This is a genomic window from Paenibacillus sp. WG02, from assembly GCF_055396115.1.
This window is the reverse complement of the sequence record NZ_AP036016.1, coordinates 2,876,877-2,898,955: the sequence shown is the minus strand read 5'-3', so window position 1 is coordinate 2,898,955 and position 22,079 is coordinate 2,876,877. Positions and strand designations below refer to the sequence as shown.

General features: G+C 41.5%; 21 protein-coding genes and 1 pseudogene. 3 read left to right on the top strand and 19 right to left on the bottom strand.

Annotation, left to right across the window (positions count from 1 at the left end; genetic code table 11):
• Window positions 1-26: 26 nt before the first annotated feature.
• From ACBP55_RS12870 to ACBP55_RS12805, 14 genes are all read right to left on the bottom strand, one after another.
• Entirely contained in the window at window positions 27-2,348 is a 2,322-nt protein-coding gene (locus ACBP55_RS12870) for an AraC family transcriptional regulator (protein ID WP_464652037.1), read from the bottom strand.
• A 25-nt stretch (window positions 2,349-2,373) separates the two neighbouring features.
• Complete coding sequence (locus ACBP55_RS12865) at window positions 2,374-3,969, bottom strand: extracellular solute-binding protein (protein ID WP_464652036.1); 1,596 nt, start codon at window positions 3,967-3,969, stop codon at window positions 2,374-2,376.
• A gap of 76 nt (window positions 3,970-4,045) precedes the next feature.
• A complete protein-coding gene (locus tag ACBP55_RS12860) occupies window positions 4,046-4,903 on the bottom strand; it encodes a carbohydrate ABC transporter permease (RefSeq protein WP_464652034.1) in 858 nt (285 codons plus the stop codon).
• Window positions 4,897-5,814 (bottom strand): ABC transporter permease, encoded by a 918-nt coding sequence (locus tag ACBP55_RS12855; RefSeq protein WP_464652032.1) that lies wholly within the window; start codon window positions 5,812-5,814, stop codon window positions 4,897-4,899. Before ACBP55_RS12855 ends, ACBP55_RS12860 begins: the two co-directional genes overlap by 7 nt.
• Before the next feature lie 267 nt (window positions 5,815-6,081).
• A complete protein-coding gene (locus tag ACBP55_RS12850) occupies window positions 6,082-6,474 on the bottom strand; it encodes a DoxX family protein (protein WP_464652031.1) in 393 nt (130 codons plus the stop codon).
• Between the two features lie 556 nt (window positions 6,475-7,030).
• The gene (locus ACBP55_RS12845) at window positions 7,031-7,615 is read right to left on the bottom strand and encodes a hypothetical protein (protein WP_464652030.1); all 585 of its coding nucleotides are present in this window, start codon (window positions 7,613-7,615) and stop codon (window positions 7,031-7,033) included.
• A gap of 147 nt (window positions 7,616-7,762) precedes the next feature.
• Complete coding sequence (locus ACBP55_RS12840; protein ID WP_464652028.1) at window positions 7,763-7,891, bottom strand: hypothetical protein; 129 nt, start codon at window positions 7,889-7,891, stop codon at window positions 7,763-7,765.
• A 133-nt stretch (window positions 7,892-8,024) separates the two neighbouring features.
• The gene (locus tag ACBP55_RS12835; protein ID WP_464652027.1) at window positions 8,025-8,381 is read right to left on the bottom strand and encodes a VOC family protein; all 357 of its coding nucleotides are present in this window, start codon (window positions 8,379-8,381) and stop codon (window positions 8,025-8,027) included.
• A gap of 241 nt (window positions 8,382-8,622) precedes the next feature.
• Entirely contained in the window at window positions 8,623-9,156 is a 534-nt protein-coding gene (locus ACBP55_RS12830) for a nucleoside-triphosphatase (protein WP_464652025.1), read from the bottom strand.
• Window positions 9,157-9,249: 93 nt separating this feature from the next.
• A complete protein-coding gene (locus ACBP55_RS12825) occupies window positions 9,250-9,645 on the bottom strand; it encodes a VOC family protein (RefSeq protein WP_464652023.1) in 396 nt (131 codons plus the stop codon).
• A 257-nt stretch (window positions 9,646-9,902) separates the two neighbouring features.
• Window positions 9,903-10,337, bottom strand: a complete 435-nt coding sequence (locus ACBP55_RS12820; protein ID WP_464652021.1) for a hypothetical protein — start codon at window positions 10,335-10,337, stop codon at window positions 9,903-9,905.
• A gap of 53 nt (window positions 10,338-10,390) precedes the next feature.
• Window positions 10,391-10,759, bottom strand: coding sequence for a DUF7674 family protein (locus ACBP55_RS12815; RefSeq protein WP_464652020.1), 369 nt, complete (start codon window positions 10,757-10,759; stop codon window positions 10,391-10,393).
• Between the two features lie 156 nt (window positions 10,760-10,915).
• A complete protein-coding gene (locus ACBP55_RS12810) occupies window positions 10,916-11,197 on the bottom strand; it encodes a DUF6572 domain-containing protein (protein WP_464652018.1) in 282 nt (93 codons plus the stop codon).
• A gap of 377 nt (window positions 11,198-11,574) precedes the next feature.
• Window positions 11,575-13,503 carry a fructose-1,6-bisphosphatase gene (locus ACBP55_RS12805; RefSeq protein ID WP_464652016.1) on the bottom strand — a complete coding sequence of 643 codons (1,929 nt, stop codon included), beginning with the start codon at window positions 13,501-13,503 and terminating at the stop codon, window positions 11,575-11,577.
• A gap of 433 nt (window positions 13,504-13,936) precedes the next feature.
• Between ACBP55_RS12805 and ACBP55_RS12800 the strand changes: the two are divergent.
• A pseudogene (locus ACBP55_RS12800) lies at window positions 13,937-14,509 on the top strand (IS1595 family transposase); the annotation flags it as partial.
• Window positions 14,510-14,584: 75 nt separating this feature from the next.
• A complete protein-coding gene (locus tag ACBP55_RS12795) occupies window positions 14,585-14,992 on the top strand; it encodes a hypothetical protein (RefSeq protein WP_464652014.1) in 408 nt (135 codons plus the stop codon).
• Window positions 14,993-15,092: 100 nt separating this feature from the next.
• Here the strand turns inward: ACBP55_RS12795 and ACBP55_RS12790 are convergent, their stop codons facing one another.
• The 5 genes from ACBP55_RS12790 to ACBP55_RS12770 form a co-directional block, all read right to left on the bottom strand.
• Complete coding sequence (locus ACBP55_RS12790) at window positions 15,093-15,581, bottom strand: DUF2798 domain-containing protein (RefSeq protein ID WP_464652012.1); 489 nt, start codon at window positions 15,579-15,581, stop codon at window positions 15,093-15,095.
• A 154-nt stretch (window positions 15,582-15,735) separates the two neighbouring features.
• Window positions 15,736-16,704: a proline dehydrogenase family protein gene (locus tag ACBP55_RS12785; protein WP_464653308.1), complete on the bottom strand. Its 969-nt coding sequence runs from the start codon at window positions 16,702-16,704 to the stop codon at window positions 15,736-15,738.
• Window positions 16,705-16,791: 87 nt separating this feature from the next.
• A complete protein-coding gene (locus ACBP55_RS12780; RefSeq protein ID WP_464652010.1) occupies window positions 16,792-17,601 on the bottom strand; it encodes a helix-turn-helix transcriptional regulator in 810 nt (269 codons plus the stop codon).
• Window positions 17,602-17,649: 48 nt separating this feature from the next.
• Window positions 17,650-18,591 carry an N-acetyl-gamma-glutamyl-phosphate reductase gene (argC, locus tag ACBP55_RS12775; protein ID WP_464652008.1) on the bottom strand — a complete coding sequence of 314 codons (942 nt, stop codon included), beginning with the start codon at window positions 18,589-18,591 and terminating at the stop codon, window positions 17,650-17,652.
• Between the two features lie 117 nt (window positions 18,592-18,708).
• Window positions 18,709-20,169 (bottom strand): putative glycoside hydrolase, encoded by a 1,461-nt coding sequence (locus tag ACBP55_RS12770; protein ID WP_464652006.1) that lies wholly within the window; start codon window positions 20,167-20,169, stop codon window positions 18,709-18,711.
• Window positions 20,170-20,455: 286 nt separating this feature from the next.
• On the opposite strand from ACBP55_RS12770, the gene spoVB reads away from it, so the two are divergent.
• Window positions 20,456-22,006, top strand: coding sequence for a stage V sporulation protein B (gene spoVB, locus ACBP55_RS12765; RefSeq protein WP_464652005.1), 1,551 nt, complete (start codon window positions 20,456-20,458; stop codon window positions 22,004-22,006).
• The last annotated feature ends 73 nt before the right edge of the window (window positions 22,007-22,079 follow it).

The window sequence follows — 22,079 nt, the reverse complement described above, 5'->3', positions numbered from 1 at the left end:
AATGTGTAAATTGTCATTCCAGCGGATCACTCCTTGTGTTTTGCCCGATATTCGGTTGGCGTCAAACCTGTTATTTTCTTGAATATCCTCACAAAGCTATTTACATTCGAATAACCTACATTCTCGGCGATCGTGCGAATCATTTCATCCGTACCGACCAATTGTTCCATCGCTTTGTTCATTCGGACATCCATTAAATAGTCGATAAAATTACATTCCATCTGTTCCTTAAACAGCTTGCTCAAATGAGAGATGCTTAGATGAAACTCGCTGGCCAGTAAGTTTAAGGACATATCATTACGCTTATAATGCTGTTGAATATACAGCAGCACTTTATCAATCACGTCATTTTTTTCCCGTATGTTTCGTTTTTCTCTAATTCGTTCAATAATATGTTCCAAGGCTTCCATTGTATATTGTTCCAAGTGCCCTAGCTGTTCATATTGATTCAGCGCGTCATACATGTCGCGCCCGGGTAGTATTTCTCCTACATTTACACCGATTTCTGCAGATACAGTAGCAACCTTCATTAGACATTGGACAATCAGCTGCATGATCATCTCCGGTGGAACATTTTGCTCCTCGAACAATTCGAACCATTTACTTACCTGATGTCGCAGCTTATCGCTATCGACCATTTTGATAGAAGCAACTATCCCATCTGTCATCGCAAAAAAGCGGTAATACTGCGGCGATTGGCCGCTCGTAATCTCTTCATTGGTAATAATCGAATTTCCACCCATAACTAACTTGTAGCGAAGCGCCTCGATCGATTGCTTGTAAGACAGATGTGTGTCGTTAAAGCTTACGGAATCTCCAATTCCGACTGTAATCGTCTGATTGAAATATTCCCGGACAAAATTCCGCATTAAATCGGCTACCGCTACTGCTCGCATCACGTTATACTCAGCCGTTTCCTGATCGTCGAAATTCATAATGACGGCACATTTGCCGTTCTCAACTTCGACTGCAAATCCTAGACTTTCCGCATTCATGAGTTCCTCGGCTACATTGCATAGCGCATAAGCATATAAATGCAGATCTCGTGCAGTCGCTATTTTGTTCTTATTATCAAATTCGATACTCATCACCACGAACTGGCCATCTTGCAAACGGATACCGAGTTTATCCATGTAGGTCTGCAAGGAGCTCCATTTCTGGGGGGGATTGGACAATATTTCTGTGAAAAGTTTCCATTTAATTAATGGTTTACTCTCATTGACCTGTTTGTGCAGTTGTTCCCGGTCTTGTAAAATATGCTCCACGGTTGATTCGAAATATTGGAACTCATCTGAATATTTGGGTACCGGATGCCCTTTGGGGTGAACCGTTAACCGTCCGGTCATCGACTGAATGAAGCGGTTAATCGGCTTGAACGTCCAACCGCCAACTACGGCAACCACCACCATAGACATAACGAACAACACCACCGCAAGTGCTAAAAATCCATAACGAATGACTGACAACGGCTGATTAAATTGGACCTCAGGAATAAAACGCACGATTTTCCAGCCCGTATATTGCTGATTGACATAAAATAGGGAGGATGGCGTTTGATCCACTTCATCCGAAAAATGCCCTTCTGATTGGGAGCTATTCAGAATCGATTGGATATAGGACAAGTCGCTAATGTTTGTACCCAGAATTTTCTTGTCTCGATGCAGGATAATGACACCGTTAGGATCGATAACAAAAATCTCACCCTCATCCTGATTTGAGGTTTTCTTAATCAGGTCGTACAGCAATTCTTCTTTCATATTGATAGCAATGGCGCCTTTTCTTACATTCGGATTGGATATAAGCGGATAGGTTCTGACAAAAGTGACCACGTTTCGATAAATCGGATAATTCGATTGATCCAGCATCACTCTACGAGTCGGCATCCACTTGGAATATCCCTCATATTGTTTGAAATCGTTAATCCATTGATAGTTCTGCAAGAAATCCTGTTCATCCAGTACATTGCCAGACACTAGCTGTTTTTTGTTGTAGGCGTATAAATCGATGGAAAACATATTGTCATTACTGCTCAAAGCATTATCAAAATAATTGGATATCCGATAGGAGTTGCTGTGACTCTCCTGCTCATTAAACTCATAAGTGAAGAACTGAGTGACATCTTTATTATTTAGCATCTGGATCGCGAGCTTATCCATATTCTCCATTGTAAGCTCGAGCTTATGATCCAATTGTCTGAGCAATTCCATATTCGTATCCGTTAACTGCCGCTTTAATTCCTTATTGAAGAAAATATACGTTGAGAAAATGGAGGACGAGACCAGCAGGAACAAAAGAATCGATAACATACCGACCGCTTTGGTAAGCCGTTTGTTCTGAATCCACTTCATTGTCCCATCCTCCTCTTCTCAGTTGTTATTTAAAGCTGGCTTTATTGTCCTGGTACCACTTATTAGCGATTTCTTCCGCTTTGGCTCCGCCTAAACGAGCCCATTCCTTGCGAATTTCGCCAAGTGCCCATTCACCGCTATATTTATCTCCCTGCGTTGTTGCTTCAGCGCGGATTTCCTTAATGAACTTGTCGAATGATGCACGAATGACATTGATCTCGTCAAAGTTTGGTTGATAGGGAATATCACGTCTGAAATTAACCTTGAGAGCGGTTTCCAATGCTTTCGCATCAAGCTTGGCAATGCGCTGCGACAACGGATCATTCGCTGCCTGGAGAATTAAATCCTCTGGCTTAACAACCTCTTGACGTAATACGGCATACTCTGCTGCATAAGATACTTCCTTATTGTACTTATCCATGTTCAATCGTTTGGCAACACCATTAACATCCTCATAGTGTACGCCTTTCTCACCATTTAATAAAGGATACCATCCCTTATCAATCATCCAATCCAGATACTCCATGGCTGCCTTCGGATTTTTCATCTCCTTATTGAAAGCGACATAAATAAAAGGTGATGCTTCCTGGTACACGCCATACTTACCGTATTTGGTGGATACTGCTTCTAGTGGTACGGGATTAGCGTTTGGCACGTTTTTAATCAGGTCCGTATTTAGCGTAGTAAGCCACTGACCAAGCATAATGCCTGCTTTGCCAGTCGTCCATAGCTGGTTGCTTCTTTGGTTGTTCGTATCTGTGAAATATTCACGATCCACGAGTCCAAGACTGAACAGTTTCTTCTCCAGACTAATGACATCTGCAAAACGGTCCAACGTTGCTCCGTATTTCAGCTTGTCGTCTTCCACATACCACTGATTGTTCATAGCGCCATTCAGAGCGGCATAGATATCACTGGCATTTGCCCCTACGATAGGCGTACTTCCTGGATATTTGTTCTTAAATGCTTGCGCCACAGTAATTAATTCATCGACCGTCGTAGGCGCCTTAAGGTTCAACTCATCCAGCCAATCTTGTCTAATCCACATCCCGTGGTTTGCAACGGCTGTAATCGGACGCTTCGTAACAGCTGCATATATTTTACCGTCGAACGTAATATGAGGGAGCAAATCCGGATTCTCTTTCAGGTATTTCTTATATGAAGTGCTATACTTCTCAATATACTCATTAATGGGTTGGAGAGCTCCCTGTGTCACTAACTTTCCGATATAAGAGCGGTCGAACTCCCAGATAAGATCAGGAGCCTGATTCGAAGCGATGAGCACATTCAACTTATCCTTAGACTGAGCGCGCGGTACAGGGACGATCGATACATCAATCCCTGATTCCTTACGAATATAATCCACCCAGCGGTTTTTCTCATACGTGCCTTCATCACTGGATACTTTTCCTCTATCGAACATGGAAATACTGACTTTTTTCGGAAGATTACTATAAGGATCCTTTACAGCCTCAGCAGTCGCAGAAGCCGCAGGATTTTTCTCATTTGCCTGTCCCTTTGCGCCTTCCTTACTTTCATTAGAGCAGGCCGCAGCAAGCAGTACTGTAATCATACTTAAAACGAGCACCATTTTCCCCTTTATTTTACCAAAGCTTTTCATACATAACCTCCCATAATATTTATATTATATTATAAAAAAGCGCTCGCGAGTTCGCTTCAATATATATCCAGCTTCATTAACCCTTGACTGAACCGAGTAACACTCCTTTAATGAAATGTTTCTGCAGGAACGGATAGATACAAAGAATCGGAATGATGGTCAAAATAACCGCCGCAGCTCGAATCCCCTCGGGTGTAAGCGTAGTCTGGCTAATGCCTTCTCCGCTCCGCAGAACCTCGGGACTTACCAGTGAAATCATCTGGTACAACTTAACAATCAAGCTCAGCTTATCCGTACTTCGGATATAGATCAGCACGTTCACGAATGAATTCCACCAGCCGACTGCATAGAACAACGTTAGAGCGGCGATCACAGGTTTGGAAAGAGGAAGGATAATCTTCCACATAATCGTTAGTTCATTGGCGCCGTCGATCGAAGCAGACTCTTCCAGCTCCTCAGGCAACCCTTCAAGAAATGACTTCAAAACGAACATATTATAGACGCTGATAAGCGCGGGCAGCCATAAGGACCAATAAGTATTCACCAAACCCAAGCTGCTCACGAGCAAGAAGTTCGGGATAATGCCTCCACTGAATAACATTGTAAACAGGATCGCCATCAGAATGACGTTTCGACCTTTCAGTCTTGATTTGGACAGCGGATAAGCGGCCATGACAGTAAACAGCATATTGAGCGCTGTACCTACAACGGTAATGACAACCGAGTTCTTCATGGCCACCAACATCTGTCCGTCTCGCAGTAAATTCGAATACGCGGTCATATTAAACTCGATCGGCCACATGAATACTTCGCCTGAGTTGATCGCCCTCGTGCTGCTCATCGAAACCGCAAATATATTTATAAAAGGGAACAATGCGATATACGCAAAGAATGCCAACAACAAATAGTTCAACCATAGAGAGGTCTTTACCATAATCCACGTTCTCCTAACGTTTTAATAATCCGATTCACAGATACGATAAGAATGAGTCCGATAACCGATTGGAATAAGCCTAAAGCAGTCGTATAGCTGTATTGCAGATCCTCAATCCCGCGTTTATATACGTACGTGCTAATGACCTCTGCGACACTCGATATAGTGGCGTTGTTATTGCTCAGGGCATACACCTGTTCAAAACCGACATCCATCATCTTTCCAACTTGGAGGATAAGCAGTATGGCGATCGTGCTGCGAATACCCGGAAGCGTAACATGCCAAATCCGCCTGATTTTGCTCGCGCCGTCCATCTTAGCTGCTTCATATAAGGTGGGATCAATCGATGCCATGGCCGCCAAATACAAAATCGTGCCGAAACCCGCTTCTTTCCAAATTCCCGAGAAAATAAAGGAAACCGTCCACCAGAACTTGTCTGCCATAAAATAAATCGGTTCAAGACCGACGCCTTTCAGCACGTAATTCAGAATACCTGTGGACGGCGATAACAAAGCGTAAACGATGCCACCCAGTACGATCCATGAGATGAAATGCGGAATGTACAACAAATTTTGCAGCGTTCGTTTGTACCATTCCACACGCACCTCATTCAGCATTAACGCCAAAATAATGGGTGCTGGAAAAGCAAAAATAAGCGTATATAGATTCAACAGCAGCGTGTTTTTCAGCACATTAAAAAAGTCCCTGCTCGAGAATAACTTCCCAAACTGCTCCAAACCCACCCATGGACTTCCCCATAATCCATCAGCCAGACGATAATTTTTGAAAGCGATGATTTCACCCGCCATAGGGGCGTATTTAAAAACAATTAAATAGATAACAACCGGTACCAGCAGCATATACAAAAAGCGGTTCCGTGAAGTATTTTTCCATGCGGACTGCAACGCCATTCCCCCATTCTGTTGTTCAATTGTCGTTTGCAGCCTTAGAATAGCAGGGTTCTTTAACCATGGAAATCTTCACTTTTTGTGATCGTACTCCTTTTTCGCACAGCCTCGTTCACTTTTATTGTGATGTAATGCTTTTTCCTTTTTTCGGGGCAATAAATGGGAAAAATCACCTTGAGATCCTCCTCCACCATTCCCACAAAAATAATAAACGTTCACCCAATTGAGTGAACGCTTACTAATTGCTTCAAAATTTTATTGTCTACTTATCTATTTTTGCAAAGAAAAGATTTTGCGCACTTGCTCATTCCTCAACCAAAGGCCTCCCCAAACCAACACTGCAAGATAAACGGGAAACAGGATCGTAGAAAAAAGCGGGGCATCTAGACGAACCTGTGTCGCAATTACGCCGCCAAAATAACCGGTCAACAATATTGCACCTAAGATCGTTGTACGAGGTAATGCATAAAGAATAGTTGAAAGAAGTCCGAGTATGCCCATCAACAAAATATGATGTTCCTGATAACCAAGTGATACAGTAGAATCAACAACAAACGCAGGTTTAAATAATTTCATGATACTGTCAAGCAGCATAAACAAAATGGCGATTCCGCTCATCACTCTTGCTGCCCATAGTCGGCCTTTAGAAATTGTTCTTGTCATCGTCCATCTCTCCTTTTAATAACTAAATGGTATACCTTCCCAAAGCTTACTGTTTGGTAATCATCCACGTGACTTCAAAAACCTTTCTACTTGATTTTGCCCTTCTATAATTACGACGAATAAACAATGGTGAAATCGACAAAGGAAGTAAATATTCTTTTATTTTGTTTTCATGCTTTCCTTTCCTCTCAGAACAAAGATTTCTCTAATGAATGCTCCCAAACCACCTGATATAGCTACAATTGAAATTAAATTAATAATTTTAACAAATAAATGAGGTGTGCCAATTATGGTTACACAATTAAAAAATATGATGATTGGGAAGAAAATTAAGCCAACATATAACTGTTTTTTTGTAGAAATAATGCTTACCTCCCTTTTATTATTTGTTCATTATTACTACTTCTTCAACTAATTCCGTTAATATCCTTTTACACCGTGAATACCTATTCAACATTTCTACCCGTTAGCAGAATAGGCTGCCGGATTTATTAGCGGCAGCCTGTCTGAGTTGTTTGCTCAATTTCGATCCGTTAACTTAATGCATAGAGTTGAATCACATAGGGATACGTCTATTTTGCTCTTTGGATTCATCTTCATTTACTGGTTGATGAGATTTTGATGTTGAGAAAGTGACTTTAATGATTTCTTCTATTTTTTTCAAAACTTCATGAGTACCATAACCAACAAGAAAACCAATGCTTATTTGAAAATACAAGGATTGCGTGCTCGGATCTTTAATATTCGATAGCCCAATAAAACCTGCATTTAACAGCGCCACTATGATTAACGAGAGTACTCCAGCTTGTAAGGGTCTAAATAAATACCAAAATAACCATAACTTTATTTCGAACCTATCATCCAAATCGTCGCCATCCTGGGAACCGTCAATGGGTAATTTTTTGTACAGACTTCTTGCCGCAAATAAAGCGCCTCCTAAAAATCCAGCAAAAAAGACATGTAATGAGATCGAATAAAACGGAAATTGTGAATCATTACTTGAAGTCATGTTGCTAATAATTAAATTTCCAACGGGAGTGAAGACAAACAATAGGCTTGAAACAATGCAAACCACCAAATAAAGTGCAATGAATGAAATCCAAAAAACTTCTAAAATGCTATATCCGTTTTTGTCATCCATGATCATTCATCCTTTTTAACTCAGTGTATGCACATACGGCGGCAACCGTTAGAAAAAGAGACTAACCCTACCAGCAGCAAATGCTGCTAGCGGGGTGAGGCGCTAATCTTAGCAAATTGTCCACTTCGAAAATCGCCTCTTCATGCTTTAAATATCCCCAACCATTGCAGCAGGAGTATCACCCGTCTTCCGAAAGTCATGGGGAATCGAAAATATTTCCTTATTCTCAACTATTCTGTCCATTACTTCAAAAAATGAAAAAAGAGCAGCCGTCAAGCAAGCTCCTCCAATCTAGTTCTTCTTTTGTAGAACGACAAAACCGTTCCCTACGTTGTCTGTAATGGCAAGTTTTAAGGCCATCCTTTGCGGGATGGCCTCATCTTATGAAAGGTAACGAAAATGTTTCGACTCAGCCCTCTAGGTCGTAAGCAGTAGGGTGAAGTGGCTGGTAGATCGGAAGATCAGCCCCGCTAGGAAGTTTGATAGAAGCGGACCGCCCCCAACGTTGGTTGCTGATTGGCTCCGAGATCGTGACGCCCTTAGCGGTTAATTCCATAAGTGTCTTCTCAATATCTTCACACATAAAGTAGAACTCGTGCTTACCAAGTCCATCTGTAGGATGCACGGCGATCTCGGCAGGAGGCAACTTGAAAATCAGCCAGCCACCACCCGCGTCAACACGAGTTAATCCGAGCACGTCACGGATGAAGACCCGGTCGGCTTCCGCGTTGGTACTGTAGAGAATGATATGTGCTGCGTTGATCATGTTTTCCCTTCACTTCCCTATTCATCGAGTGTTTCATTATTATTACTACTGCTTACACTAAATATAGCAGTCAAGTATATCCTCCACAATGGCTTTAAGACAACTTTCGACACCTCTTACACGCCCACTCCATGAACCTTGCCATTACTTTTGATACGGTTCCCCGTAAATTAGGTTACAACCTACCCGTTTGCTGCGCTTTTCTGCCTGTTACTTCAACAAACGAAAATGCAGATCAAATTTACTCATGACATAACTTAAGAATTTCATTTGCCATTAATTCTGTTGTCAAGTCACGATTTTCTTCATCCATCGCATAAAGTTTTATCCCAGTCAGTTCTTTTATCTTGTCAATATCTGGATGTTTATCTACGCAGATTGTCCCTAGAATAATATGTTGAGAGCTCGAAACAACTTCATGGATCATTTCTTGAAAGGGAACGGATAACATTTGCATGAAACCAATTTCATCGATAACTGTAATCCTCTTCGTTTCTAACGATAGCCTCACTGCCTTTAAAGCAATTTTCTCAAAAGTATCTACTTCAACCCCATATCTCCCTACTCTTACCGAACTATCACTATCAACACCCGCAATACGATGACTCTCACCACTAAGAGTTACACAATTAAACCCAATACGATTCGTCGAGTTACGTACTTCTTCTGTGTAAAAACCACCGAAATATTCTGGACCAATTCGGTTAATAATTCGTTTTATTGCTGTTGATTTCCCCACGCGAGGTTTCCCAGTTAATAAAAAACATGTATCCAAATCATCAACCCTTCCGTGATTTCAATATGAAAGGGAGCCCCCTTAACGGCAAGCTCCTTCACTAACGTTCTCCGATAGTTTAATACAACCTTTTTAAAAAATTAACTCGCTATCTCTATTTTCCCATACATCATATAAGTTTCCATCTATGTCCACAAAGACAAAAAACTTTCCATAGATACCTTCATCACTTATATTTCTAACAGTGACTCCTTCGGAAGATAATCTCTTATGTAATGATTCAATGTCATCAGTAAAGAAAGTAATAACCCATCTAGTACGACCGTTTACTTCAAAAACCGCTCTTGTGTCATTATCGGATTCAATTAAAACAAGGATTGGGCGGTTACCCTTGAATAAACTTAAATCAGTACCTCTATCATTTCTGATATTAAAACCAAAATGTTTTACAAACCATTCTCCTGATTTTTTGACATCAGATACAGGAACTACATTATATGCAATCCCCATTATTTTTCCACTCTCCATTTTAATCACTCCTTATAATAAACTTGCTTAAAATAGACTTCGCCATATTACCTTTTTTTTCCTTTTTCGTTCCATTAAACTGCTCGTTACTTTAATAAACAAAAGAGGAACTGCCGCGAAGCAAGCCCCTCAACTATAGTTTTTCGTTAGTTGAATTACCCATTACAAACGAGTTGTCTTCACGAATCCAGCTATTCATTGAATAGAATTACTTCGTTCCCATCTTTATTCATATGAAATCCGTCAATCACAGGAAGTTAAAATCTTTCTTTAGTTGTTGAGTTAAATTGTAATACACATATCGCTTTATGCCCATGTGCAATCTTATCCACGGGTAAATATACAAGAGGGTTTATAATTGTACAAATTCTGCATTCAATTTTTTTGATTGCTTTGGGATTATTTCTATACCAATAACGGTTAAATTCTTGACCAATATCAATATCTTGCTCCACAAATGAGACAAAAGCATAAATTAAGTTTTCAGGTTCATAATCCAATTTTAAAAAATCATGGATAACCTTATCCCTTTCTTGATTTATTCTATCCTTAAATCTTTTGATTTGCTTGAAAACTAAATCTGTTATATAGGTACTTATAGTTCCTACTTTAGCGTAATGAATCTTGCCGAATGGGCCGATGCGTAAATATGGTGTTAGCAGATGCCTCTGTCTTCTTCGATTTACATACACATCGCTCTTATCCGCTCTTAAATCAAAGCCCTTAAAACAGAAAAATACGCTGACTAGCTTCTACCTAATCCTCTATCAGCCTCTAATTGAAGTTGCATGGTTTTAGATCCCATATATTCTTGTGCAACCCCAAGAATTGTTTTGTCGTTACCCAATGATTCCAATACTGTAACTGAAAAAACGTTAATTAAGTGATCATCTTTGCAATTAGATACTTCTTCAAAATAATCAAAAATACAATCTAACAGCTTGTTGTTCCTATTCTCGCTTAATAGCTTAATAATCTCAGGCATGAAGATATCCTCAATTATGACTGTTTCTAATACCTTACCGTAACGCTCAATTGATTTTTTATAATCAATACCAGTTGAAGGTAAGAAATTTAGCATAACTCTGAAAAATTCCTCCGACTTTTTGCTCATGACAACTCCTCGATTTATTCAATTATTTTAGCCCTTACTCTGCTTTTATTAGATGCTATGATTAACCCTCGTTAGGCTTCGGAAAAGTGAACCCGCCGAGCGCATTGGTAGCATAATTAATTAAGCCGCGGTGTCTGATTCAGCTAACGTAACTGCTTATTCTTCGACATTATTAAGCCGCAGCCAGACTAGCTTAATATCATTCTCTCTCAACACATAGTCTTTCAGATTATTTATCAGATTCATACCGATCTCAGGAATCGGATACTCGGCGTTTATCGTTATTTCGATTGGACGGTTGGAATACTTAGGATACTGTTCGTCCATATCGCCGCTCTCGACAAAATCCAGATAACGATACACTTTCGCCTGCATCAGCCTTAAATGGGTTTCAACATCCGACCAGTCCAAATCATCGACTATTGTAAGTCTTGTCATACTGATAGATAGCAAGTGGTGTATTGCTGACGCCGATAACCAGTGTTGAAATCAGAGGGAGGATTTGTATGAACTTCAGATTTGAGTCACCATCCCTACAGGACCTACCTGTGGTTGATTTACATCCCAATAACCGTAAACAAAAAATACTAAAGGGTGAACCACACACACCAGAGAAAAGAACAAGTAAATACCATACCTATTCAACTAGTCACCCCATTTTATGTTTTCAGTATCTATACTATGTTACCACAAATTGGAACTATCCTGCCCGTTACTTCAACAGGCCGCCGAGTAAGCCGGCAGCCTGTTGTTATTGTGCTATCGTAACCGTTAGCGTAACGCGGCTGTACCAGTTGTTTCATTTAGCAGTTGTTTCATTTCATGTAGCGATATTCCAGGAGATTCTTCAAATTTGAGATTTTCTGCAGCAGCTTCTCCCCGACATTGGTTTCCCTCACCAGTTTCCGCTCCAGTTCTTTGTCCACCAGCCTTTTTACAGACAATACGTCCGTTCCGTTACATAACACATCTTCTTTTGAATTAAATTTCTGATGGGCAACGAGCTGCATGCCAAAGGAATTATACAACAAGGTATATCCGGCGATGCCCGTTGTGGATTGATAGGCTTTGGAAAAACCGCCGTCAATGACAACCATTTTCCCGTTTGCTTTAACGGGGTTCTCTCCACGAATTTCTTTAACTGGCGTGTGGCCGTTAATGATATGTCCATGATCCGGATTCATATCAAACTCCAGCAGGATTTTCCGGCAGATCTCCTCATTTTCACGCAAATGGTAATAAGGGTTCTTTCTCTCCTTATAGGTTTCTTTATCTTGGATAAAGTACCGTTCAAAGGTGGTCATTTCTCTCTTTCCAAAGAGCGAGGAACATTCCCCTGTCCAGATGTACCATACCATATCCGTAGCCAGATCATCCGTCTCTTCCGGATGCGCAAAGGCGTAACGTAAATAATATTCAAAAACATCGAGCAGCTGACGGCCCGAATACGTCATGTCTTCAATCTGCATTTCTTCCATGTTTCCTTCTTCATCCAAGGGAATACAGCCGTGAAATAACAAATTCCCGTTGTATTTTAAATAAAGGCTGCCCGTTTTCATAAGAAAATTCATATGTCTGGCCAGCTTTTCGGAATGCTGAACGGAGAACAGCAGCTTTTCCATCACCTGCTGTTCCTCCTCCAGTAATTGTTCAGGCTGCTGCGGATTTACGGTTGCGAAACAGGTATTTTCCAGCGGGTAAGTTTTTCCGCCAATCTTGATTTCAGTTTTGTCGTAATCGATCTGCTCAAGCAAAAGCCTTTCAGACATATTAAAGTATGGGCGTCTCTTGATAATCGGGATTTCAAGCTTAAACTGGATCATGGCAATGGCTTGATGAATTTTGGCAATCTGCAGGATTTCCTGCTCCGAACCGTTATGGTCGGTCTGCAGCTTCGGTCTAAAGGCCGGATTGTCATCATAGTATTTCTCCGCCAAGTTCAGCAGTGGGCGAAGATTGATTCCATATACGTCTTCGATGATGTCCAGATTGTCGTATCTGGCGCAGATCCGGATAATATTCGCAAGGCAGACCAGGGAACCCGCATAGGCGCCTATCCACAGGACATCATGGTTCCCCCACTGAATGTCTACAGAATGGTAGTTGATCAGCATGTCCATAATTTTATCGGTCCGGCCGCGGTCATAGATATCTCCGACCACATGAAGATGGTCAACCACCAGGCGCTGGGTCGTATAAGCAAGGCCGATAATGAGCTTGTCCGCCTGGCCCAAGGAAATAATTTGCCGGTATATTTCCTCATAATAAGGGTCCTTATTGTTGGTCGAATCCGTCTTGTATAGAAGCTCTTCTACAATATATACAAACTGCTCCGGCAGAGCTTTACGCAATTTCGAGCGCGTATATTTGGAAGAGGCGTAAGAAATGAGCTTAAGCATTTGTTCAATCGTTTGTCTGTACCATCGGTTCAAGGCTTGTTTATTGCACAGGTCTCCTTTAACCAGCTGTATTTTTTCTTCCGGATAATAAACTAGCGCCGTAAAATCATTGATTTCATGGTCCGTCCAAACCTCACGGAACAAGGCTTTGATTTTCTCTTTTACGGTACCCGAACCGTTTCTTAGTACATGCTGAAAAGCCTGGAACTCCCCATGCAAATCACTGACAAAATGCTCAGTTCCCTTGGGAAGATTGGAGATCGCTTCAAGGTTGATGATTTCTGTTACAACTTTTTCTTCCGTATCATATTTCTGGGCCAATAAATCTAGAAACTGCGCATCCAAAACAGATGTCCCCCTTCAAGGAAATATGGTGATGTATAAGAGGTTTTTTAAATGGGGCTAGCCGCGTATCGAGGTTCCCTTTGGTACTCTTACTAACAGCTATTATAACTGAAACTTCCCACGCTATCCGTTACTTGAATGGACAAAAAGAGGAGTTCCCGCAAAGCAACCCCCTCTGTTCAAATAAGTTTTGATGCGGAGAGAAGATCTCCCTCTTTTTCAAGATAATGTAGCATTTTCTTAATATCGTCGATTTCGTAACTTCTAACGATAATCATGTGCGGAATATGCAATCCCGGGGGATCTATGTTTGGCCGAGAAAGGTTTTTATGCAACCTTTCGGTGTATATAACATACTCCAGCGCTTACTTCCGTCATCAAAGGTTAAAGTAATCTCATTTCATTCACCTGTTTAATAAGACATTAAGCAGTATGCCCGCATTGCAAAAGTCTATCGGTTGTGCGATTTGGAAAATACGTTATTAAAACACGCGCAGGAGAGGTGAAACGGCAGCGTTACCGCTGTAAAGCCTGCCATCAAACCTTCAACGACCTCACAAACACGCCTCTTCAACGCACCAGAAGACCCCATCTATGGGTTCGATTCATCGAATGTATGATTGAGGGCTTTTCGCTGAGAAAATGTGCCGAGCAATTGGGTAATGAGGTGACGCATGTAACCCTGTTTTACTGGCGGCATAAGATTCTTTCGGCTCTGAAGCAAATTCCAACCGAAACGTTTCAAGGTATCGTTGAAATGGACGAGACCTATTTCTTGTACTCTGAGAAAGGAAAAAGAAACATCTCTGAACGCAAGTCCCGTAAACGCGGCGGCAAAGCTAAATATCGTGGAATCAGCAACGACCAAATATGCGTATTGGTCGTTCGTGACCGTCAGAAGATGACTTTCTCTGGCGTTCTTGGTCGTGGACGCATTCGAACAACGAAATTGGATGAGGCTATTGGTGGTCATTTATCTAATTCAAACGTGCTTTGCACCGATTCTATGAACATAAACAAGTGAACCCACATAGAATGAAATTGGTCATTTGACTATTTCATTTTATGTGGAGGTTAATAAATGTTAAGTTTTCATACAGAGCGACAGATGATGATACCTCATCCAATTCTTTTGGATGCAAGACAAACCGCTTCAAATCAAATTTTATTGACATATGATAAGCGAACTGATTTAGCGTCAGCAACAAATGTTTCGAATTATTGGATTAGAAGTAATATGGGTCCTGTTGGTATCGCGAGCGTAGGAATGAAGGATGCACTAACAGCAGAAAACGCAATACGCCCCGATATGGCAATGATAACACTTGCTGACAATTCCATGATGAGATACTTCTTGACATTTAGGGTAAATGCTATGTCTGGTGTAATGTATACTGTGCTCCCTTGTTTTGTTAATTTAGAGGGAATGACTGGTTTTCGAGGAGAAAACTGGGCTCCTTTTAGCAGAAATATGTTTATTGGCATGTAATTCAGATGCTTGAAAATTGAGTATCGATACTTAAATATACCAAAAGAGGAGCTGCATGAAGCAAGCTCCTCCACTATCGTTCCAGTTAATTGAATGAATTTTAGCTTAAAGATTCCTTAAGTATTTTATCTTTAACGAATTTAGTGAATAAATAACGAACAAGCGGTCCCACAACTATGAGTTGAAGAGGGAAAGCAAAAATAAAATTTCTAAATATTAAAGAAAAGTAACTTTCAAGCAATGATTCTCCAATTAGACTGTCAGAAAAGTAAGCAGTCCCCAATCCATAAAGAGACATAAAAAGAACCATTCCACTCACCATAAAAAATGCAAGGGATAGAATCACAAAAACCTTCTTAGATTTGTCATATGGTAAAGATAAAGCAATTTTCTTTGCAACTGGACCTACAATAAATAATTCCAATAAGGAAGCAATAATAAAGACTAGAATAAGTTGAGTACATATTTCATTCAAGGATATCGTGCCAATTAAACCGTGTGTAAATAAATTATAAAATGTCATAAATACGACCATCCCAAAGCACATCATCAACCCAAAATAAAAATTTTCTTTCTTTGTTGTTGGCAATTTTCATCATCCTTTCTGTTTACCCTTGTTATTATAGCGATAGTGGAAACCTCCTCGTAAGTGAACGATTTGTGAACATTTTGGAGTTGAGAGTGTCTATTTCTCTGAGCAAAAGGCCACCAAGCAATATCTTGCTGGTGGCCTAACATCCTTTTTAGTCATACGCTTTAATAACCTCAACCTCAACTCCCTCATTACTTACCATATCCATCACAGCTTGAAAAAGATTCGGCGGGTATTCGGCAATCCGATGACACAAGTACAAAAACCATTGATGCCCATATGTAAGATAGATCCTTACTGGATGCCCAGCTGCTTTTAACCTGCTGCTCAAATCCGGACGAATACCATACAACATTTCGAATTCTACATCTGAGTTGGATAACCACCCTCGCTTCAGCACTTCTTCGATGATATGTTCATCATGGGTAGCGATCGACACATGGTGTCCTTGGCGAATCGCACTTTCAACAAGTTCCAAATAACGATCACTAAGCGTTGAAGATCGAGGGATCGAGCAGTCAGCCGGTTCCTGATAGGCGCCTTTGACGATTCGTATACGACTAGGTAAGGCAACTATAGCAGCCAAATCCTGTGGGGTTCGTATCAAGTGCGCCTGCAAAGTAATGCCAATGTTCGGATAAAAAGAGGCTGCTCGCTCATAAACAGAGAGTATGTCATCTGTCTTGCTAGACTCTTCCATACTAATGAATAATTCAACCCCAGCTCCCTGGGCTTGCTCAGCTAGATTCATCAAATGCGAAAAAGCAAACTCCTTATCTAAGGAAAGTCCGATATGTGATAGATCGAATGATACACGAGCTGGGACTCCGCCTTGGCTTAAGTCATGGATCAGGGCCATCATCTCCAATGCGGCTGCTTCACATTCAGTGGCAACAGTTGTATTTTCACCAATATACTCGATGGATACTGCGTAACCTTTATCCACTAACTTGCGTCCCACTTTGAGTCCGTCTTTGCGATGTTCACCCGTTACATATCTATCAGCCGTAAGACGCAACAGCCGATTCAGTTGTGGTGTCTGCTCCACATAAGATTTTAGGTCTGAACGGCGAGCGATAGATTTCAGTGCAGCTGTGAATTGTTTTTCCAAATCTGACACTTGGTACATGATGTCAACTCTCCCTCTTTCAAGTTACACCCAGTATATTAGGATGAAGGAGGCTGGTATTGTAAATAATTGCTCTTTTTAAATTGATAAGGCGTATTTATGCGGTGTAGTCCCGACTATCTTGTCAAATGTTTTCGTGAAGTGACTCTGGTCATAGAAGCCCACTTCTACTGCAATTTCGGCTATCGATCGCTTCTTCATCAATTCCGACTTCGCATGATTAATTCGCAATAAGTTTTGATAAGCATGCGGGGGCAGATGACTCCACCTCTTATACATACGAATGAGATGAAATCTGCTGATTCCAGCTTCGTTCTCCAAATTCTCCAACGTTATCTGTTCGGAAAAATGTGCATGTATGTATTCCTTTATAAGTTTAACGTATTTCTGGTCTTGCTTTCCTTGGTGTGTTTCATGTTCAAGATCGGAGGTATTCTGACTAACGAGTGCTTGTACCAGGTCGATTAAAGCAGTTTCGATCTCAATCGGTGATGAGGTTCTGGTAAGTGCCTCCATTGTACGGTTGATGTGTACACGGCAGGCTTTATTTTTACCCTCTCCCAATAAGAACGGGATATGAAGCTGATCAACCTCCCGTTGCTTGAGCCCCTGGAACCAATTTGGATGAATGAACAGCATCTTGTATTTCCATTCTACACCCGTATCGGGATAACATGCATGCAACATCATCGGCGGAAAGCTGATCAGTCGTCCCCTTTCAACATAATGCATTGTTCCGTCACACCAAGCATTCGTTTCACCTTCATCAATTAACCCAATCGAATATTCCTCATGGAAATGCTTTTGATAGGCAAAATCGCTCTTCAGACATCTCTTTGCTTCCAAGAAAGGCAGCGCATCATCGCGGTAAAAGGTTACATCAGGCATATTTCGAGTCCTCTTCTTTCATAATGCATGAATATTTCCATTCTCTTACTATAGTCCTAAACCTTCATCAAATCCAAGCATAATGTTCATATTTTGAATAGCTGCCCCCGAGGCGCCTTTTCCCAAATTATCAAATCTAGAAACAAGTAATATTTCATCTTTATGGCCAAAAACAAATATATCCAAATAATTTGTATTATTGCATTGCATGAGATTAAAGAAACCGTCTTCAAGATATGCTTCAGAGTCGTATGGGATAACTCGAATAAAACGTTCATCTTTATAATACGAGGCAAGCAGTTCTTGAATATCTCTTGCCGTTACATTCTTTATAAACATTCTAGGAAAGAGAGGAATAGTAACTGCATCACCCTGATAATAGTTTCCCACTATTGGAGTGAAAAGTGGTGCTGAGTTTAACCCGGAATATAGTTGCATTTCTGGAAGATGCTTGTGGTTAAGGTTTAGTGCATATTGTCTTGGTGCGAAAAGCTGTTCTCTATTTGAGTTCTGATATTCAGATATAAGTCTCTTACCTCCACCACTATATCCTGTAAGCGAATAACAAGACGCAGGGTAATCCCTCGGTATAATTCCTTCAGCTACCAAAGGGTGTATAGCTAAAATGAACCCTGTCGCGTGACATCCTGGGACAGATACTCTAGATGAATTTTGGATTTTAATTCTTTGATTTTTATGTAATTCTGGTAATCCGTATGTCCAGTCCTGGTTAGTCCTAAACGCCGTACTTGCATCAATTATTTTGGTCTTATTATTACTTATCATAGATACGGAATCCCTTGAAGCGGAATCTGGAAGACAAAGAAATACGACATCAGTTTCATTTATTAAAGCCCTACGGGCTTCGTAATCTTTTCGATTTTCCGACTCAATTTTGATTACTTCTATGTTAGAAATCTTAGATAAGTAATCATGTATTTTTAAACCTGTTGTACCTTCTTGACCATCCACAAATATTTTATATTTCACTTTTGCACCCCTTATCATTAAAATATATGCATAATTATACATACAAATGTATATATATTCAATTATTATTATTGAGTTAGGCTGCCCGGTTGGTTCCGCGGCAGCCTTGTTTTTGTGTTATTCAACTGGTATATAGGTTACACCTTCTGTGTAGGAATTGTTAGCATTCCAGATTAGGTATTCATTAACACCAGCATCTTTTAAGGCTTTAATTTGTGCATCTACTTCTGCCTTGCCATATTTAATATAATTGCCAGCACCTAACCAGCTTGCTGTAAAATCTTGAATCCAAGGACGTGATAAGGGGGGAGTCTGGAGCTGTGCAAACTTCTCTTTTTCAGCCTTCATATATTCGGTAATTAGTCTATAGGGCTCTTTATCTGGTTTTGGAATTCCGAAATAACCATTAGACCAATGACTTGGATAAATCATAGACGAAATTACATCTACTGAGCTTGAAATGCGGTTAAAGTTCTGACCGATACCTGGAGCTTCAGGCAATGTAGCTGTATATCCGAAGATATCAACAGACACTTTTACTTTATACGGCTTTAGTTGTTCTCTGGCATTTGCGACAAAGTCGCTGACAGCATCAACACGAAGCTGTGTCATACGTGCTTTATCGCTAAAATCCGGTTCTTGAGGTGCATGTTTTTTTAGATCAGACATGCTCTTTTGAGCATCGTCCATAGCTTTTTTATTTTCATCGGTTTTTGCCGAATTGTAGGTATTCACAGCATCTGTCAACTTTATTTGTAAAGAAGTCAAATCGTCTTGATATTTCTTAGAGGCTTCAGTATAATCTTTTTCTTCTTGCACAAATTTAGTTGGTTTTTTATCCTTGTAATCGCCCATTGAATATTGAAGAGCTTTATCTCTGCTTTCAAAGCCTTCCGGGAATCGAACATAGTCGAATTGGATTTCTTTAAACCCAAGTTCTGCAGCTAATTTTGCTACATCAACATTATAATGCCATGTTTCTTGAAGGAATGGGTTAATAAATCCGTCACCTTTTCCATTACGCCAAACACTGTTGCCGTCTAAATAAGAGAGGTCTGGACGTTTTTTCGCCAAAACCGTATCTTTAAAGGCTACAATACGTGCGATAGGATAAATTTTATGCTGTTCAAGAGTTTTCATGAGTGCTTGGGGATCCTTTATGTAAGGTTGGCCAAACTCTGCAAATTTGCCCTCAGGTTTAAATGTGATATAGCCGTCATCATCCTTTATATCTATCACCATTGCATTTAGGTCTGTGTTATCAACAAGTGGTAGAAGTTTAGACATATGGCCCCCACCAGCTGACCAACCTGTTACATAAATTCCACGTACTGCATCTGGATAATCGAAGTGTACTGGGGGATCAAATGGAAGTGCTTGACTTGCTGCAGGTGTTGGTGACACCGCGGGTGAATCTGAGGGCGATGGCGCGGGTGTGGGCGTAGGCGTGATTTCTGGTGCAGACGTTGATGGCGGTTCCGATGGATTCGGCGTGTTTAAAGCGACTTTTGACGACAAACAAGCTGACAACGAGAGCACTAATAATAGCATAATAAAAATAAGACTTTGTTTCTTCACGATGTTCTCCCCCTTCTCCCAAAATCACTCAATTCTAATAGTTATTTTTAATTGGTAATAACGGGAAATTTGATACTCAATAATTGAAATATTCGCGAAGCGATTAAACTATGCTGCTCGTTTGTACAATAAATAAAAAAGAGCCGTCTAAGCAGCTCCTGCACTAAAAGTTTTCCGTTCGCGTAACAAGTGGCACTACCAATAATGACATCAACAACGGCTTGTTCGCATGCTTTTCCAATTTTTGAATACATTTAAGTATTCGATAAACAGGAGGACACAAGTCATGTCACAACACGGGCAATCGTTCATGAGAGGTACGCTGGTCTTGTCTGCCGCTGCATTCATCAACCGTATCCTCGGTTTTATCAGCGGCATGTATATCGCTCGCGTACTGGGCGCAGAGGGAATCGGCATCTTGATGATGGCGCATCCGCTCGTCCCGCTCGTCATTACGATTACGGAGCTTGGATTGCCGGTGGCAATTTCAAAGTTGGTCGCAGAGGCCCATGCTCGCGGCGAACGGATGAAAGTGAGGCGCATCCTACATGTCTCGCTCGCTGTCACGGCCGCCTTGAGCGTAGCGCTCACGACCATATCGTTACTTGGATCTGAGTGGATCGCATCCATTCTGCTAAGCGACCAACGCGCTTATTACGCGATGCTGGCGATTACGCCGATCGCGCCGATCGTCGCTGTCTCCGCCGTATTAAAGGGATATTTCCGCGGCATGCAGCAGATGAAGACCATCGCAGCTTCCGATGTACTGGAGCATACGGTTCAAATCGCCTGTGTACTTGCGCTGGTCCACCTATTGCTGCCTTACGGCGTCGCTTATGCGGCTGCTGGAGCAATGGCTGCCTCTGTCGTCAGCGAAGCGATCAGTCTCCTATTCCTGGTGACCAGCTATAAGCTTTACGGTGAATCGAAGATGCCGGGCGAGACTTGGGCAAGCCACCTGAAACAAGGAAGAAGCACACTCGGCGAGCTGCTGCAGATCGGACTGCCGACGACCGGGCACGGTGTCATTCATTCGTTATACAGCACCTTCCAGCCGCTTCTTATTACAACCAGCCTGGCACTAGCCGGCATCGGCACGGTGTTAGCCACGAAACAATTCGGCATGCTGGCCGGCTATGCGTTTCCGCTGCTGTTCATGCCGAGCTTTATCACGCAGTCCTTGTCCACCGCTCTCATTCCTGCAATTGGTGAAGCAGCAGCAAACAAGAACAGTCTGCTCATACATGAGCGAATGAATCAGGCTTTGAACTTGGGACTCCTGATCGGCGCGCCGGCGACCGTAATCCTGTACGTGTGGGCAACTCCATTAACGACACTTGTCTATCATGCGCCGGAAGCAGGATTGCTTCTGAAAATACTGGCGCCGATGTTTTTCCTGCATTACTTCGACGCTCCTCTTCATGCGATTCTGCTCGGGCTCGGCCGTGCCAAAGCTACGCTGTGGAATTACATAATAGCCACCGCATTCAAGGGTGTCTCGATCTTCGTGTTCGGCAGCCAATTTGGTATTATTGGCGTTGCTTACGGCATCGGTATCGGCATTGTGATGCAAACACTGCTGAACTTCTTATCCATCTCAAGCTCGATCGGATTTTATTGGAGTATTCGGCCTTATGTCAAGGTTGGGATCTGCATGATGCTGATGATGATATGCGGACACTGGAGCTATAACTATGTTGTGAGCCATGGTATGCCGCAGTTATGGTGCGTCATTACTTCAATCTCCTGCTCCTTGTTTCTCTATTTCGCCGCACTCGTACTGACGGGTACGTTGAATTGGAAAAGTACGCGCCACCGATTTTCGATTCCATGGTAAGTTTAGTTGAAAAAGAAAAAGGGCTGTCCCATAAGGCGTTTATCTTTAGGCTGCCTCTGTTTTCACTCTGCAC